At 46.1% G+C, this 16,117-nt stretch carries 14 protein-coding genes; 12 read left to right on the top strand and 2 right to left on the bottom strand.

Annotation, left to right across the window (positions count from 1 at the left end; translation table 11 throughout):
- Positions 1–84: 84 nt before the first annotated feature.
- Together DK846_RS12325 and DK846_RS12330 are read right to left on the bottom strand one after the other, a co-directional pair.
- Positions 85–603, bottom strand: coding sequence for a DUF6790 family protein (locus DK846_RS12325; RefSeq protein ID WP_109969250.1), 519 nt, complete (start codon positions 601–603; stop codon positions 85–87).
- 90 nt (positions 604–693) lie between these two features.
- The gene (locus tag DK846_RS12330; protein ID WP_109969251.1) at positions 694–1,539 is read right to left on the bottom strand and encodes a pirin family protein; all 846 of its coding nucleotides are present in this window, start codon (positions 1,537–1,539) and stop codon (positions 694–696) included.
- Positions 1,540–1,591: 52 nt separating this feature from the next.
- On the opposite strand from DK846_RS12330, the gene DK846_RS12335 reads away from it, so the two are divergent.
- The 12 genes from DK846_RS12335 to DK846_RS12390 all read left to right on the top strand — a co-directional run bounded on the left by DK846_RS12335 (position 1,592) and on the right by DK846_RS12390 (position 16,100).
- Positions 1,592–2,341: a C39 family peptidase gene (locus DK846_RS12335; protein WP_109969252.1), complete on the top strand. Its 750-nt coding sequence runs from the start codon at positions 1,592–1,594 to the stop codon at positions 2,339–2,341.
- A gap of 185 nt (positions 2,342–2,526) precedes the next feature.
- Positions 2,527–4,560 (top strand): PocR ligand-binding domain-containing protein, encoded by a 2,034-nt coding sequence (locus DK846_RS12340; protein ID WP_109969253.1) that lies wholly within the window; start codon positions 2,527–2,529, stop codon positions 4,558–4,560.
- Positions 4,547–6,064 carry a response regulator gene (locus tag DK846_RS12345; protein ID WP_181391761.1) on the top strand — a complete coding sequence of 506 codons (1,518 nt, stop codon included), beginning with the start codon at positions 4,547–4,549 and terminating at the stop codon, positions 6,062–6,064. The genes DK846_RS12340 and DK846_RS12345 overlap by 14 nt, the downstream gene beginning before the upstream one ends.
- Before the next feature lie 59 nt (positions 6,065–6,123).
- The gene (locus DK846_RS12350) at positions 6,124–6,447 is read left to right on the top strand and encodes a hypothetical protein (protein ID WP_109969255.1); all 324 of its coding nucleotides are present in this window, start codon (positions 6,124–6,126) and stop codon (positions 6,445–6,447) included.
- Positions 6,448–6,745: 298 nt separating this feature from the next.
- Complete coding sequence (locus DK846_RS12355) at positions 6,746–8,524, top strand: PEGA domain-containing protein (RefSeq protein WP_181391762.1); 1,779 nt, start codon at positions 6,746–6,748, stop codon at positions 8,522–8,524.
- 145 nt (positions 8,525–8,669) lie between these two features.
- Positions 8,670–9,047, top strand: a complete 378-nt coding sequence (gene crcB / locus DK846_RS12360; protein ID WP_109969257.1) for a fluoride efflux transporter CrcB — start codon at positions 8,670–8,672, stop codon at positions 9,045–9,047.
- Positions 9,035–9,397, top strand: coding sequence for a fluoride efflux transporter FluC (locus DK846_RS12365; RefSeq protein ID WP_109969258.1), 363 nt, complete (start codon positions 9,035–9,037; stop codon positions 9,395–9,397). The genes crcB and DK846_RS12365 overlap by 13 nt, the downstream gene beginning before the upstream one ends.
- A complete protein-coding gene (locus DK846_RS12370; protein ID WP_245926542.1) occupies positions 9,394–9,717 on the top strand; it encodes a DUF190 domain-containing protein in 324 nt (107 codons plus the stop codon). Before DK846_RS12365 ends, DK846_RS12370 begins: the two co-directional genes overlap by 4 nt.
- A 102-nt stretch (positions 9,718–9,819) precedes the next feature.
- On the top strand, positions 9,820–12,930 hold the full coding sequence (locus DK846_RS12375; RefSeq protein ID WP_109969259.1) for a DEAD/DEAH box helicase: 3,111 nt from the start codon (positions 9,820–9,822) through the stop codon (positions 12,928–12,930).
- On the top strand, positions 12,930–13,775 hold the full coding sequence (locus tag DK846_RS12380; protein ID WP_109969260.1) for an SWIM zinc finger family protein: 846 nt from the start codon (positions 12,930–12,932) through the stop codon (positions 13,773–13,775). The genes DK846_RS12375 and DK846_RS12380 overlap by 1 nt, the downstream gene beginning before the upstream one ends.
- Positions 13,776–13,875: 100 nt before the next feature.
- On the top strand, positions 13,876–14,871 hold the full coding sequence (locus DK846_RS12385; RefSeq protein ID WP_109969261.1) for a hypothetical protein: 996 nt from the start codon (positions 13,876–13,878) through the stop codon (positions 14,869–14,871).
- Complete coding sequence (locus tag DK846_RS12390; RefSeq protein ID WP_109969262.1) at positions 14,868–16,100, top strand: exonuclease SbcCD subunit D C-terminal domain-containing protein; 1,233 nt, start codon at positions 14,868–14,870, stop codon at positions 16,098–16,100. The genes DK846_RS12385 and DK846_RS12390 overlap by 4 nt, the downstream gene beginning before the upstream one ends.
- The last annotated feature ends 17 nt before the right edge of the window (positions 16,101–16,117 follow it).

Genomic DNA, 16,117 nt, shown 5'->3' on the forward strand with positions numbered 1-16,117 from the left:
AAAATTATGCCAGTCTGGTTTGTCCAGATAATATTTGCCTGACCTTTCTGGCATCCGGATGTGGTCCCGGGTTCTGTCTTCTCGTCATCTGCGCAAAGAGGGCTGTGTCTTGTGTTTTTGCAACCATTCGGAGAGCAGATAAAGACCAATGAGAATCATCGGCATGCAAAGGTCAAGCCAGAGTACCAGGCCTGCGTTGTTTTCCGAGAGGTTCTGATTTGATATGATCTGCCAGATATGGCCTATCCCTGCTCCCATCATGAATATGGCATATGCTATCAGGGGTGCTATCCTGAATGTTCCCGGGATTAAAAGAGCGAGGATTCCAAGTACTCCTATAGCCAGGTTGGCAAGGGCAACCTCCTGCTGGAATGGGTTTCCGACTGGCCATCCGATACTCTCTGCCACGAGGTCTGCAAAGAGGGTATGACCGATAAATGCCCAGATTCCTCCGATACCAATAATTAACAAAAAAGCCCAGTTCAAAAAAATTTCTGCTCTCCGGGCATTATCAGATCGTGGCCATTCCCTTAATATCTGAGCGAGAGCACCGATTATGGTGATGACGATAAAAATGATAGGAATGAACTCTGACACAGACATGAACAGGAGGTCGGCAGGATGATTAATAATGATGTCTGGTGGTTTACATGAAAATTCAAACTCAGTTCATGCCCAGCCTTAATGGACACCTTATGTTTTTATAAATGTACCTTCTTCGTACTCTCTGAATGCCTGCTGTAGTTCCTCCTGTGTGTTCATCACAATCGGACCTCCCCATGCAATTGGTTCTTTTATAGGTTTTCCAGAGAGAAGGAGCAGGCGGCATGGTCCGTTTACTGCCTTGAACTGTACGTGATCACCATCGCCAAACAGGACCAGATCCCTGTTTTTAAGTACCTGTCCACCTTGTCCACAGGTTCCTGTTCCCGCAAACATGTAACAGAAAACAGTGTAACCACGGGGAACCTGGTGCAGGAATGTTCTCCCTTCTTCGAGTGAGATATCAAGATAATCGGGATCTGCAACAATATCCTTTACTGGTCCCTTTATTCCACCATATGATCCTGCTATTACCTTTATAGAAACTCCCCGTTCAGGTGATATTGCCGGAATATCCTCTGCTACTATCTCCTGGTACCTGGGATGTATGAGTTTCTCTGACCTGGGGAGGTTTACCCAGAGTTGAAATCCTCCCATCTTCCCGTTTACGGGTTTTGGCATCTCCTGATGAATAATACCAGACCCAGCTGTCATCCATTGGACTGCACCTGCTCCTATTGTTCCGGAATTGCCCATACTGTCACCGTGTTCAACTTTTCCTTCAAGCATGTACGTGACGGTTTCAATCCCCCGGTGAGGATGCCAGGGAAACCCTCTGATATAGTCATCAGGGTTATCACCTCTGAAATCATCGAGCATCAGGAAGGGATCAAACATGGGAATCTGGTGATATCCAAAGGCCCGGTGAAGTCTGACTCCTGCCCCTTCTATCGTCTCTTGAGCATGCAAAATATGTTGAGCAGTACGGATCAGCATGAACTTAGACACCTCTGTATGATACCTTAATGGTTCTTATCCAGGTACCTGTATGATTATCTGCCAGGTGATCAATGGTAAATACATGCTAAAAACCCGGGCTCTTCTCTTTCTCATTTTATTAGGTGCTGGTGTGGCAACAGTTCAGGCGTATTCTCTGAATATCAGTGATCTTATGGGTGGGGCAGCTGCATACAAAGGACTTGGCGATCATCCTGATTCAGAATGGTATACTCCGTTTTCAATCAATGAATCATCTGATGAGAATCTTACGTTAATTAAGGTACCTTCAGTGCAGCAATCTACCGAGATTACATGTGGCTCAGCAGCTGCTTTAGATAATCTCCTCTATTACGGCAGTACCGGTGATGAGATGAGCATGGCTGAAGAGATGGGGACTGTCCCAGTGTACGGGGCCAATGTTGTCCAGATGGCAAAATTATTTACTGACCGGGGATGGACAGTCCATTCCAGTACAACTGATGGTGATGGTGATCTTGCCATGCTTCAGAATAATCTCAAAGTGGGTGTGCCAACACTTGTAGCCTGGGCTGACTGGGGAGGACACTGGATGGTGGTCACTGGGTATGACACTATGGGGACTGATACAGTTGTTGATGATGTGATCATCTTTGCAGATCCGTATGATGTTACTGACCACAATCAGGATGGATATTATCGATTCCCTGCAGCTCGGTTTTATTCACTCTGGTTTGTTCCTCACTGGTATCCTGACAAAGATGCAGTGAGGCCCTGGCTTACTGCAACTCCTTCTTCCCCTATTTCCCAAAATCGTGGGTAATCAGAATCTTTGTGACCGGAAGATGAGGCTTGAACACCCTCTCTTCGTTTATTCTGACATATTTACAATACCTTAAATAGCAGGATGCTCCTCTTTCTCTTCATTGACTCATATCCTGCCATCTGTGGATATGAATTAATCCCGGTCAAACGGTTAGCAGGAAAGTAAGGACCCGGTTTTATCAAATGGACTATCAACTCAGTGATCTGATCAACATTGACGAACTTCAGGGCTTGATGGATCTTCTCTACTCAATCAGCAGATTTGCAACAGGCGTCATAGACAACAACTCGGTTATTCTCACAGGAAATGGCTGGGTGGATCTCTGCACCAAGTTTCACCGTGTTCATCCAACGACCCTGAAACGATGCCTGGAGAGTGACATAAAGATTCTCGGGCACATGGAAGAGGCAAATCCTTCCTATATGTACAAATGTAACAACGGGCTCGTGGACGTTGCAACCCCAATTATCATTGATGGTAAACACCTAGCCAATATCTTTATCGGACAGTTTTTCTTAGAGCCCCCTGATATGGAGTTTTTCCGGGAACAGGCGCGGGAATTCGGTTTTCAAGAGGAAGATTACCTGAAGGCAGTTCAGGATGTTCCAATTCTGACAGCTGATCAGGTGAATCAGAATCTTGCATTTCTTCGAAAAGTAACAGAGATGCTCGGAGAGATGGGGCTGACTCAAAAGAAAATCCAGGATGCTGAACGTCTTTTAAAGGAAGCCCACGACTCACTTGAACAGAAAGTAATTGAGAGAACCGCTGAACTGGCAGTGGCAAAGGAGAGGGCAGAGGCTGCAAACAGGGCGAAGAGTGAGTTTCTTGCCAATATGAGTCATGAGCTCAGAACTCCGATGAACGCAATTCTAGGGTTTTCCCAGCTCATGCAACGGGATTCTTCACTCACCCCAGAACAGCGGGAGTACATTCAGATCATCAATCGGAGTGGAACCCATCTGCTTGCATTGATCGATGAGGTGCTTGAAATATCAAAGATAGAGGCACGGCGTGTTACTCTGGAAGAAACCTCGTTTGATCTTCATGAACTTGTCAGGGACATGGAGAACATGTTCAGGGTCAGAACTAATTCAAAAGGCCTGTATCTTCAGGTTATTGGTTTAGATACCATACCCCGGTACGTCCATTCTGATGAAAGTAAAATCAGGCAGGTTCTGATAAACCTCCTTGGTAATGCAGTGAAATTTACAGAACATGGTGGTGTCCTTCTCAGACTTGAAGTTAATAAAAAAGAAGATACTGCTGCAATGCTCAACATCGCTATTGAGGATACCGGAATAGGAATTTCGGAGGATGAGCATGAACTCCTGTTCAGGTATTTTGAGCAGACCACAAGCGGGAAAATGTCAAAGAGTGGAACTGGTTTGGGCCTGGCCATCAGCAGGGAATATATCAGGCTCATGGGTGGAGATATTTCTGTTGTCAGCCATCCGGATAAAGGAAGTATCTTTTCCTTTTCTTTACCTGTCAGGATTGCTCAAGCTCCTGCTCCCGATGACCAGGAGAAACCTGGCATCGTGCTCAGACTCAAGTCCGATGCTCTGTCTCCAAAAGTTTTGATCGTTGAGGACAATGAAGAAAACCGGACTTTTCTTGAGACACTGCTTAAACAGACTGGTTTTACTGTCCGGACTGCAATAAATGGAAGGCAAGCCATATGTGAAACAGAGAAGTGGCGTCCTGATTTTATCTGGATGGATATCCGAATGCCTGAAATGGATGGACTTGAGGCAACCAGGCAGATCCGGTTGCTTCCTGAGGGCAAAAATCTGGTCATTGTTGCGCTGACTGCCTCCGTCTTTGAAGAAGATCGGAAGAAGATCCTGGAGGCCGGATTTGATGATTTTGTCAGTAAACCCTTTCTTGAAGAGGAAATATTTGAGATAATGTCAACCCATCTCGGGGTTGAATATGATCTCTTCCCTGAGAGTTCTGATCAGATCCCGGGAGTTGGAGCACAGCTCAATGCTGAAAACCTTCTTGAGATTCCTCCTTCATTGCGTTCAGCACTTTCAAATGCAGTAATAAAACTTGATCGTGTCGAGATCGCCATGGTAGCTAGACAGATAAAAGATAAGTTTCCTGATGTTGGCAGGATCATAACGGGTCTTGCTGATCATCTTGATTTTGACCGGCTTATCCAATGGCTTGATGAAGCAGAAAAACTGGAGAGAGAAAATGAATCAGTCTGAACCTGGAGATCCAGCCCAGATCCTGGTTGTTGATGACTCCCCGGGCAGCCTGAAACTCCTGACTGATATCCTGTCAAAACCAGGATATCTTGTTCGGCCGGCTCCAAGTGGCAGACTCGCTCTTCGATCTGTTGATGTTGAGATTCCTGATCTCATCCTTCTTGATGTGATTATGCCTGATCTTGACGGGTATGAGGTCTGCAGACAACTGAAGGGAAACCCAAATACGGTTTCGATTCCGGTTATTTTTATCAGTTCACTTGAAGAGCCTGCTGATAGAGTAAAAGGGTTCGATGCTGGGGGTGTGGATTTTATAACAAAACCGTTTCAGTCTGAAGAAATTCTGGCCCGGATCCACACTCATTTATCCCTTTACCGGCTTCAGAAGCAGATGCAAGCACAAAATGTTCTGCTAGAAGAACAGATTCAGGAGCGAAAGAAGAATGAAGAGGAACTGAAACGGTATCATAAGAATCTTGAAGAGATGGTCAGAGAGCGGACTGATGAACTCGATCAATTCTTTTCCCTGACTCTTGATCTGCTCTGTATTCTTACAAGGGATGGAAAGTTTATCAGGCTAAACCCTGCATGGGAATCTGATCTCGGATACCCACTTCAGGATATCCTCTCTCATAAATATCTTGATTTTGTTCATCCTGATGATCTGGAGCAAACTCTTGAAATGGGAAAAAGAGCTGTTTCAGGAAGGATAACCAGCTTTGTTAACCGTTACAGGCACCGGGATGGATCATACCGATGGCTAGAATGGTCTTCCATCCCTTCCGGCAATCGAATATTTGCTTCAGCACGTGATATCACAGAACGGAAGAATGTTGAAAATTCGCTCCATTATGCACGAAAGAAATTAAACCTGCTGAACCATGTTGCTTTTAGCGATATTCAAAACTATGTCTTTTCCCTGACTGGTTTTCTGGATCTGCATCAAGAACTGGTTACTGATTCAAAGCAGGCATATTATCTGGAGAATGAACGAAAGGCAGTTGATAAGATCCTCCGGTCTCTGAACTTTGCGAAGATGTATCAGGACATGGGCATCAAACCCCCTGTCTGGCATGATGTATCCCAAACATTTCTCTATGCTATCTCTCACCTTGATTTTTTACAATACAATCGTGAGATTCAGGTGAACGGTCTTGAAATTTATACTGATCCTCTCCTAGAGATGGTTTTTTACATCCTCGCTGAGAATGTGGTGAAGTACGCCCATTCTGCAACTACTGTCAGACTGAGTTATGAGATCAGTCCTGAAGGGTGCATCTTGGTATTTGAAGATAACGGGGTAGGAATTGAGACTGATCTGAAAGAGAAGATCTTTGAACAGTGGTATGGTGAACAAAAGGGGATGGGTCTCTTTCTTTCACGTGAGATACTGGCTATCACCGGGCTTTCTATACGGGAGATAGGAAAACCCGGGTCTGGTGCACGGTTTGAGATTTTGGTTCCCCATATGATGTTCAGGCAGGTAATCTCAAATGATGAGTAACTATTCTCTGGACTTTTGTTTACATTACATTCATATTATCTGCGACTAATGAATTTGTGATGGATTCAATCCGCTACTTTCTGGTGTGTATCAGTATCCTCGTGATAGCAAGCATAGGTATCACAAACGGAAATGAAGTTGTCGGTTTAATTGAGAATGCCACAAATCACTCATCCCAGGTTTCATGGCTCAATACTATGAATGCTTCAAACAACACGTTTCAGGAATCTGATGGTCTTTATGTAAACAATACATCGAGTGAAACCCTGTTGGACAATAACACAATCGATAAGCGGGTGACGGGTCCCGGTCTTCCACCTCCTGGGTGGGAAAAGGATGCCAATCTTCCTAACCAAAGTGACAATTCTACGAAAATAATTTGAGCAGTGGGTTTCACAGGCTTTCTGATGAAGGATAGGCGAATATCGGGTAACTCATGATGACAATTGCCTAAATATTTATATTTCGTTAAACAATACAATTTCAATGAATAATCACTTCCCTTTTCTTTCCTGGTTGTCAGCCATAATTTTGATTAGTCTGGTTCTATTTAGTACCGGTGTATGTACAGTTTCTGCAGAAAACCAAAGTTATTTCATAGGTCAGATTTCTGATAACGGGAATCTTATTGATCAATACATAACAGGTCCTGGTTTGCCACCATCCGGGTGGGTTAAAGATATGAATGCAGTGAACGCTTCTGATCCCTCGATAACTGTATTAAAAACTGGCGAAGTCCCGGCACTTCGATGGTCATATGGGTGTTCAGCAACTTCTGCTTCAATGTATTTTGGATATTTTGATCGCAATGGGTATCCAAACCTCTATGTAGGTTCCACAGATGGTGGAGTCTTCCCTCTTACAAACAAAGTCTGGGGAAATTCCTCTGAAGGATATGGGGAGTGTCCTTTAAGCGCATCGCATAAAGGGATCGATAATCTGACCATTAAGGGTCATGTTGATGACTACTACTCGGCATATGACTCTGCAGTTGATCCATACTATGGTTCATGGGCTGAACATAGTGCAAAGAATTGTGTCGGGGATTATATGGGCACAAACCAGTATCAGAACTGGCTGAATACTGATGGAAGTACGGTATTCTTCTATTACACTAATGGCTCTCCTCTCTACGACTATTCAGGATCAGAGAGTGATAAATATCGTGATGGAACGCATGGAATGAGACTCTTTGCTGAGTCAAGGGGTTACTCGGTCGCAACCAATTACAACCAATATATCTTCGGATACAAAGGAAATACAAAAGGATTCACCTACAGCCAGTACAAATCAGAAATTGATTCCGGATATCCTGTTCTGATCCAGGTAGAGGGTCATACTATGATTGGTGTAGGGTATACAGGAACCGATCAGATAATTGTTCATGATACCTGGGATTATTCCAGTCATACCATGACATGGGGAGGAAAATACTCTGGTATGCAACATTTTGCTGTAAGTGTATTCCATATGAAGCCAGTTTCCCCCACTCCCACCCCAACAGCCACAAAAACTCCCACACCAACAGTATCACCAACCCCTACTACTACTGTAACACCCACGCCAACTGTTACGGTAACTCCAACCCCTGTTCCTGAAACCGGTAACCTTTCCATCTCTTCGAGTCCTTCAAAGGCTGCAGTCTGGCTCGATGAGACGAGTACCGGACATAATACGCCTGTTACCATAAACAAAATCTCTGCAGGCAATCATTCATTGAAACTCATAAAGAGTGGGTACGTGGATTATTATCAGAATATTACAATCAAATCCAATGAAACGAGTTCTGTTGCAGCTGTTTTAACTCAGGCAGGATCCCTTACTGTTTCCTCAAAACCAACCGGGGCATCCATCTGGGTTGATGGAACTGATATGGGTCGGGTTACCAAGGCAAATATTGATTCACTGAGCACGGGAAATCATGAACTCAAACTTGTATTGAGCGGATATGCCGATTACACCTCAATTGTTACGGTTAGAGGTGGACAGAGTTTCCCGGTGTATGCTATCCTCACCCAGACCGGAGGTAGTATTTCTATAACTTCAAACCCTTCAGGAGCCGGGATCTTTGTTGATAATACTGATACCGGGTATCAGAGTCCATATACTGTCTCTGGTCTCTCATCTGGATGGCACACTGTACTTTTGAAGAAAGATGGGTATAAAGACTGGTCAAAGACAGTGATGGTCAACTCGCATATGACTACCTCGATCTCTGCAAGCCTAATTCCGGGAGGAACAAACGGATCGATATTCATATATTCGAATCCGTCCGGAGCATCCATCTCTATTGATGGTGTCAGCACTGGATCAGTTACCTCCAAGACAATAACTGGAATTTCCTCAGGTGAACATACTGTCACCCTGTCTAAGGCCGGGTATGCTAACTGGTCCCAGGATGCCCTGGTAAAAGCAGGTGTCACTACAACTGTATTTGGCAAGTTATCTCCGGTTTCATAGATTTCAAGATTGAAGCAGTCATAAATCTCAATCAGACCGATCAAACTTTTTTTGTTACAGGCACCAGATGACCTTTATATATATGTCACTCGCCTCAGTACTGAAGGCATAATCACCTTTCAGGCTCACTCAGCCGGTGTATGATATGAACATTTCACTTTCTGATGAAGCACTGGTCTGTATCGGCGGATTCTGCGGAGCTGTCGGGCGATACCAGATTAATGACTGGATACCTTCACTCTCCGGGACATTGGTTGTGAATGTTCTCGGATGTATCGCCATAAGTATCCTGATGTATAGTTCTATCTTTTTTGGAGCATTTGACAGGAAATCACGCCTCTTCTTTGGTGTTGGCGTGATTGGATCTTTCACTACCTTTTCGGCTTTTGCTTATCAGAGTTTTTCAGCCGGACCGGTTATTGGCATTCTGAATATCCTGGCCAATATTCTGTTAGGACTTACCGGAGTATTTATTGGCCGCGTTATGGTTACAAATCCAAGAGGGTCTGCATGGATCACCTGATTCTAGTAGGGCTTGGCGGTGCGGCTGGCTCGTTATGCAGATTTGAGATCTCTAAAATAGCAACAATAAGGGGTATTCCTCTTGGAACTGCACTTGTAAACATTCTGGGTAGTCTACTCTTCTCACTGGTTGCGTTCTCCCGTTCACCCGGAGATCTCTACTATTTCATTGATGTGGGTGTGCTCGGGGGATTTACCACTTTTTCTACCTTCTCATTTGAGACATTCAGGATGTTTGAAGAGCAGAATTATCTGGTCATGACTGGTAATATCCTTATAAATCTCCTGGGAAGTCTGGGTGGAGTCTGCGCTGGATACCTGGTAATTACCGGTCTTGGGGGTGGTGTATGATGTTATCTGAAGGAATGCTATTGCGTGTGTATATTGCAGAGTCTGCACGAATCGGAAAAAAACCGGCATACAAACATCTTGTAGAACTTTTTCATGAGCGTGGTTTTCCCGGGTGCACAGTATTTCGTGGAATGGTAGGATATGGGCATGAACATACGATCCATTCCATTGATGTGCTAAATTTCTCATTTGATCTGCCGGTGGTTATTGATGTGGTTGATTCAAAGGAGCGGATTCTTGGTATAGCTGAAGAGATAGAAGGGCTGGTTGAGCATGGCCTTGTTGTCACCCAAGAAGTGATGATGGGCAGAAAGCGGTGAGATCTTTATTTGCTCTCCTATTCCATTCCCCAGATTAATAGTAACACGATGAGGGTGGGTATCCAAACACTCATCCTTTTCAACTCCGATGTATAAGCCCACATGATCATCCTGCATGGGCTTTACTCCCCGGTTGTTCCCGATCAATTCATTCTCTTTGCAGAGGATACCACAATAAACCTGGAGAAGAACCCTGCCCTCAGGCGGGGAAGGAAAGGTGAAAAGCCTGCATCACCTCTCCATCCCTTTAGTCTCTCTTCTGTAGATCTATCTCTCTGCCTTGAACGCTGGAAGATTCTTCCTTCCCGGTTTGATGAGACTGTGTGTAATCTCTCTCTTCCTTCCCGGGAAATGGGGAAAACCCTGGTCTGTTCACCAGAATATTATCTCAATAAAGGTCTTGAAGTTCCCCGCGCAGTTAGTTTCTCTGAATGGTCGGTACCTGCTCTCAGGTTCCCGCTTGAATACGTTCCTCAGGTGATATCGGGCATCAAAAACCTCACTGATGATTCATGTGTCATGGCAGAGTCACTACAGTACTGGGCATCGGTGACTCAAGGAGGTCTTAGTTTGATTGCATCCGGGCATTATCTTCCTGCATATCGGATGAACGGCAGATCGGGATTTCATGTACTCTGGGATCTTCATCCCGTTGAATATGAGCATGAAATGATCCGGACATTTCATGCTGCTATCCCTCCATTTTGTATACCTGCAACCGGGTTTGGAGTTCATGATCCTGGACTTCACGAGTATCAGGCCCAGGCAACAGTCTATACATTTCTCACTTCGCTCGTCAGGAGGACAATCTATGAAGCACTGGTCCGCCAGCCGGTTGACCTCCATCTGACACCGGCAGTCATGATTCAGCAGACAATTCCGCTCATCTTCTACCTGAGCCTTACCGGCCAGAGTTCACTTCTCGGACTTGACTCTCTGATCCCGGCTGAGCATGGGGATGGCAAGAGACTCATCTCCTGGATGCAAAAACCCGCAGATAATAAAATAATTGCAAAGATGGGTCTCGTACTCCGGGTTCATGAACCTGAAAGAGAGGGTGCATCATGGTTGATCACCTATGAGTTGAGACCCGTTGATGATCTGACCTGTCTCATTCCTGCCGCGGAGATTTGGTCTGGTGGTGATATTCTCTCAGAAACTCTCCCATCCCTGCGTATCCTCGAAGAGACCCTTCTGCAGGAACTGGGTCGGGGTTCAGCAGTCTCTAACTCAATTCTCGTCTCTCTGAGCAGCCCTGCTCCGGGAGGATTTACCCTGAGTACTCCTGACCTCTGGACGTTCCTGACCCACGATGTACCGTTGCTAAAAGAGATCGGTATCGAGACGATTGTCCCATCATGGTGGGCAGAGCGAAAATCAAAACCTGTAATCAGGATCAGGGTGAGTAGAGATCCAAGTGCAGTTACCTGTTTTGGACTTGAAACTGTTGTCAGGTTTGACTATGAGGTTGCTCTTGGCGATGAGATCCTGACTCCTGAAGAATTCCTTCAAAGAACTGATCTCAAAAATTCCATCATCAGAACCGGGGATGGATGGATGGTCTGTCAGGCAGGTGATCTCGAGAAAAACCTCAGGCGGCTTCAGGATGCATATGCAGGAGAGACACTCCCGGCAGTTGACCTGTTAAGGCTCACGGCCCTTGCAGATGATGAAGAATCGTTTATCGAAGTGATAGGGGATGATTCCTGGAGCCAGGATCTTGTTATGAGTGCAAAGGGCGGAGCAGCCCTGCATGAGCAGGAGATTCCCTCATCGTTTGTCGGGGTACTCAGACCCTACCAGGTGAGTGGGTTTTCATTCCTTCTTGCCGGGGCAGAACGAGGACTTGGTGTCTGCCTTGCTGATGATATGGGACTTGGAAAGACTCCCCAGACCATTGCTTACCTCCTTGCCCGCAAAGATGCCGGGTGTTCAGGTCCTTCACTCCTTGTTTGTCCAACCTCGGTTGCCGGAAACTGGGAACGGGAGTTGCACAGGTTTGCCCCTTCTCTCTCTGTATATATCCATCATGGAACCGGGAGGGAGAAGTCGGGTTTTTCAGATATGGCTTCTGCTCATGATCTTGTCATCACGACCTACCCCCTGGCGTCCCGTGATTCAGATCTTATCACTGCCATCAGGTGGAACAGTCTCATCCTTGATGAAGCCCAGAATGTAAAGAATCCCCGGACAAAACAGAGCAGGTCTATCTTTCTTATCCAGGCAGATCACCGGATTGCCCTGACCGGAACTCCGGTTGAGAACCGGCTGAGTGAACTCTGGTCTATCATGCAATTTTTAAATCCCGGGTACCTTGGTTCTGCACAACAGTTCAGGACCGGGTATGCTGTACCTATCGAAAAGGATGGCAGCCAGGAAAAAGCTGAGGAACTTCGCCGTCTGATCCGCCCATTCATGCTTCGTCGTCTGAAGACAGACAAAAATATCATCAGGGATCTTCCGGAAAAGATGGAGTCGCGGGTCTTTGTTACCCTCACCAGAGAACAGGTCACCTTGTATCAGGCGATTGTAAACGATGTGAAACAGGCTGCAGAAAAGCTCACCGGTATTGCCCGTCGGGGTATGATCCTTGCAGCACTTACAAAACTTAAGCAGATTGCAGATCATCCGTCTCTGTATACCCATGACGGGGTGACCGGATCATTCAGGTCTGGAAAGGTCAGACGTCTGATTGAGATGCTGGAGGAGGTGTCAGATGAGGGAGATGCAGCGATTATCTTCACCCAGTTTGCCTCATTTGCAACCCTTCTTCAGGGAGCTATTGAGGAGCATTTCCATTCACCTGTTCTTCTTCTCACAGGGCGGACACGCCGTCACACAAGAGAGGATATGATTGCACGTTTCATGAAACCTGAAGGACCGAGATTTTTCGTGATATCACTCAAAGCAGGTGGAACAGGCCTGAACCTTACCCGGGCAAACCATGTCTTTCATGTTGACAGATGGTGGAACCCGGCTGTCGAGGATCAGGCAACTGACCGGGCGTTCAGGATTGGTCAGATCCGTGATGTCCAGGTTCATCTCATGGTCGCTGCAGGTACACTCGAAGAACGGATTGATGATGTACTTGCCGGAAAACGTGGTCTTGCTACCGAGATACTTTCAAGTGGAGAGGACTGGCTAACCTCACTCTCTACCAAAGAATTGATGGATGTGATTACCCTGCGTGACGCTGTGTTTGAGGAGTACTAATGCCGCTCCATACAGCCCCGATTCCCCTGACTCCAATTCTCTCTTCGCAACGAGGATCTGTTGGAGATACCTGGTGGGGCCGAAAATTCCTTGAAGTGATGCTGAAATCCAACGACTACATCAGACTCAATGCCGGCAAATCCTATGCCCGCAACGGTCAGGTGCAGTGGATAGAGGCTTCGCCATGCTCTGTTGAGGCTAAGGTTTCAGGTTCGTACATTTATGCGGTCCGGATCAGGTTTCTCCCGATTTCTGATGAATCCTGGAAGAAGATGCGGGCTCTCATCTCTGACGAGGCATCGTTTGCGGCACGACTGATGGCAGGTTCGGTTCCAGAAGCGATGGAACGCCGGCTTGCTAAGGAACGACTCTCCCTTTTTCCCAAGGTGGATCCCAAGAGCAAAGGGTGTAACTGTCCTGACCGGGGCAGCCCATGCAAACATGAAGCGGCAATATATTTCCTTCTTGCGGAAAACATCGACAAGGATCCCTTCCTGCTCTTTCTGCTTTTTGGAAAGACAAAAGAGGAGGTCCTCTCCGGGCTGCGGGAAGCACGTTCTGTGCAGCCAGAGGTATCTGAAAAACCCGAAGTTTCAATTTTAAACTCAGGATCTTCTGACTCATATTACTGTATGGGAGCTTCGCTGCCTGATATATGCCCTGTTTCCAGCATTCCGGATGAACAGAGTATGAAAAAAGCCCTGTTTGATCAGCTTGGAAAATGTCCGGTTCCTCTGGGGGACGCCAGCCTGGGAGCTGTAATTGCAGAATTATATCCCAGGGCAGCGAAGGTTGCTTCCAGATGGGCCTTGCAGATGAAGTCTGAAGATCCTGATTCTTCATAATTCCTGCATGGTGAAGTAGCGAAGACATGTCCTTTTCTTCAACTTTTTTCTCTGGCTCCTTTCGGAGGAGTTATGCATGAAAAAGACAGATTGATGGTAAATGGTACTTGAGGAACGGATACCGGTGGAATCCGAGGATGTGGCAAAAGAGATCGTCCGTTACCTTAAAAAAGAGGGGATACCTGCCAGGATTACTACTGAACCAAGGATGACCGTCGCACTTATTCTTGCAGGACGGCATGAGGATCTCAAGGCATTCTTAACTGCCTGCCAGGAGAAGCACCAGGAACATGGGACTGGTGGTGAAGATACCGATAGATATCCAAAAGAGTTCGATTCATCAGTCTGGAATAATACACTTGAGGATTTGCATATCGAACAACATGCAGTCTCACAGATTCTGGATGAGCATAAGCCAGGTGATATCATCGGCTCACATATCTTTCAGAGTGTGTTTCTAAAGACCAAATCCGAAAATGACTGTACTCCTGAAGAGTTTGCTCGAGAATTAGCAACTGTCCGAACTCTCATCTCAAATCGTTTGTGTGAGATCACTCAGCAGGGTTTTGTTCTTATCTCCGTACCCGATCCCGGGAGTGTTACCCTGTATATCCCATTTGATTATCCATTCCCTCCTGAAAAAGAGGTGTGCGACCGGTACCATATTACCTGTATCAGACATTTCAGGGGTGAGATGGATCATGTGGTACTTATCGGCCCTGAAATTCTTCTTTTAGAGGATATTGAGGCATTTGTTATGTTTCTGTCCGAGAATGGTGTTACTCCGAGGTCACTTATCAGTATTACTGAACGATGCATGTCCCGCCTTCGTATCACCCAGGAACTTATCGACCAGCTCTTTGATGCGGGAGAATCTTCTCTTGAGGATTTAAGGCTCCATTTTGTAGATGAGATAGCAACACAGGATGGCCAGGGTTATGTACAGGACAGGTTTGGTCTCTCTCCTGAGTACGTCGATAGCCTGGTTAAAGATATGAGAAAACTTGGTCTCATTAAGGGTAAGGATTCTCGGATCAGGCCTGGTAATCCTTTTAAAATTAAACCTTCTTCTAGACAGAATGAACCGGTAGCATGAGAGTCCTCCATACTTCAGACTGGCACCTTGGGTCCTCTCTTGCCGGAAAAAAACGGTACGATGAAGAAGAAACATTCCTTAACTGGCTTATTAATATAATTAATCGCGAATACATTGAATCCCTCATCATTGCTGGAGATATCTTTGATTCGGGAACTCCATCAAACCGGGCGCTTGAACTCTATTACCGGTTTTTAGGCAGGGCTGGAAAAACATGCTGCCGTCATATCCTGGTTACTGCCGGGAACCATGATTCCCCGACCCTACTGACAGCCCCACAGGAATTACTTTCAGCTTTGGATATTCATGTTGTTGGTTCTATACCGTCATCTATAGAAGATGAGGTTTTCATCTTCACGAATACTGATAACGAACCTGATCTTGTCGTCTGTGCAGTTCCTTTCCTTCGTGATCGTGATATCAGGACAGCAGAAGCTGGTGAGAGCATTGAAGAGAAAAGATCTCGGCTTCTAGCAGGTATTGGGGATCATTACACGCAGGTCTGCGGGATTGCAGAGCTGTACCGGGAGCATCTTGGCAAAAAACTGCCTATCCTGGCGACCGGTCATTTGTTTGCGGCAGGAGGATGTACTGTTGCCGATGACGGGGTCCGTGATCTGGCTGTTGGAAATCTTCTACAGGTCAGTAATACTGCTTTTCCTGCCTGCATAGATTACCTGGCACTTGGTCATCTACACCAGCCCCAGATCGTAGGTGGTGAGCCCTCACGTCGATACTCGGGCTCTCCGTTCATGATGGGGTTTGGAGAATCTGATCGTGATAAGGAGGTTCTTATTGTTGATATCAGCCCTGACACGCCGGTGTGTGTGACACCAGTGATTGTCCCCCGTATTCGAAATCTGGTGCAGATTTATGGTGATGCTGATTATATACGGGATAAACTTGGTCAATTGATCTTTTCCGGCAGACCTGCCTGGATTGAGATCCTGCTTGAGGATACCGGAGCCGGACCATCTGTCAGGGATGAATTCTTCCGCATTGCCGATGGATCTGTGGTCGAGGTGCTGAAGGTAAAACTCATTGATCCAAATTCCGAGACAATCACGAGTTCTCATGATCAGGAATCTCTTGAAGAGCTAAGCCCGGATGAGGTGTTTATACGCTGTCTGGATATGGCAAATGAGCCTGAAGAGAATCGGAAAGAACTGATTGCTGCGTACCATGAAGTCCTTGCCGAAATTCTGGAAGGAGATCAGCATGCCCGGTGATTATCTGAGAGTTACTA

This window comes from Methanospirillum lacunae (assembly GCF_003173355.1).
GTDB classification, from domain to species: domain Archaea; phylum Halobacteriota; class Methanomicrobia; order Methanomicrobiales; family Methanospirillaceae; genus Methanospirillum; species Methanospirillum lacunae.

Coding starts and splice junctions, on each gene's coding strand:
- DK846_RS12335 (WP_109969252.1), top strand. CDS start 1,592: ATGATTATCTGCCAGGTGATCAATGGTAAATACATGCTAAAAACCCGG.
- DK846_RS12390 (WP_109969262.1), top strand. CDS start 14,868: ATGAGAGTCCTCCATACTTCAGACTGGCACCTTGGGTCCTCTCTTGCC.
- DK846_RS12345 (WP_181391761.1), top strand. CDS start 4,547: ATGAATCAGTCTGAACCTGGAGATCCAGCCCAGATCCTGGTTGTTGAT.
- DK846_RS12375 (WP_109969259.1), top strand. CDS start 9,820: ATGATCATCCTGCATGGGCTTTACTCCCCGGTTGTTCCCGATCAATTC.
- DK846_RS12340 (WP_109969253.1), top strand. CDS start 2,527: ATGGACTATCAACTCAGTGATCTGATCAACATTGACGAACTTCAGGGC.
- DK846_RS12380 (WP_109969260.1), top strand. CDS start 12,930: ATGCCGCTCCATACAGCCCCGATTCCCCTGACTCCAATTCTCTCTTCG.
- crcB (WP_109969257.1), top strand. CDS start 8,670: ATGAACATTTCACTTTCTGATGAAGCACTGGTCTGTATCGGCGGATTC.
- DK846_RS12365 (WP_109969258.1), top strand. CDS start 9,035: ATGGATCACCTGATTCTAGTAGGGCTTGGCGGTGCGGCTGGCTCGTTA.
- DK846_RS12385 (WP_109969261.1), top strand. CDS start 13,876: ATGGTACTTGAGGAACGGATACCGGTGGAATCCGAGGATGTGGCAAAA.
- DK846_RS12330 (WP_109969251.1), bottom strand. CDS start 1,539: ATGCTGATCCGTACTGCTCAACATATTTTGCATGCTCAAGAGACGATA.
- DK846_RS12355 (WP_181391762.1), top strand. CDS start 6,746: ATGAATGCAGTGAACGCTTCTGATCCCTCGATAACTGTATTAAAAACT.
- DK846_RS12325 (WP_109969250.1), bottom strand. CDS start 603: ATGTCTGTGTCAGAGTTCATTCCTATCATTTTTATCGTCATCACCATA.
- DK846_RS12370 (WP_245926542.1), top strand. CDS start 9,394: ATGATGTTATCTGAAGGAATGCTATTGCGTGTGTATATTGCAGAGTCT.
- DK846_RS12350 (WP_109969255.1), top strand. CDS start 6,124: ATGGATTCAATCCGCTACTTTCTGGTGTGTATCAGTATCCTCGTGATA.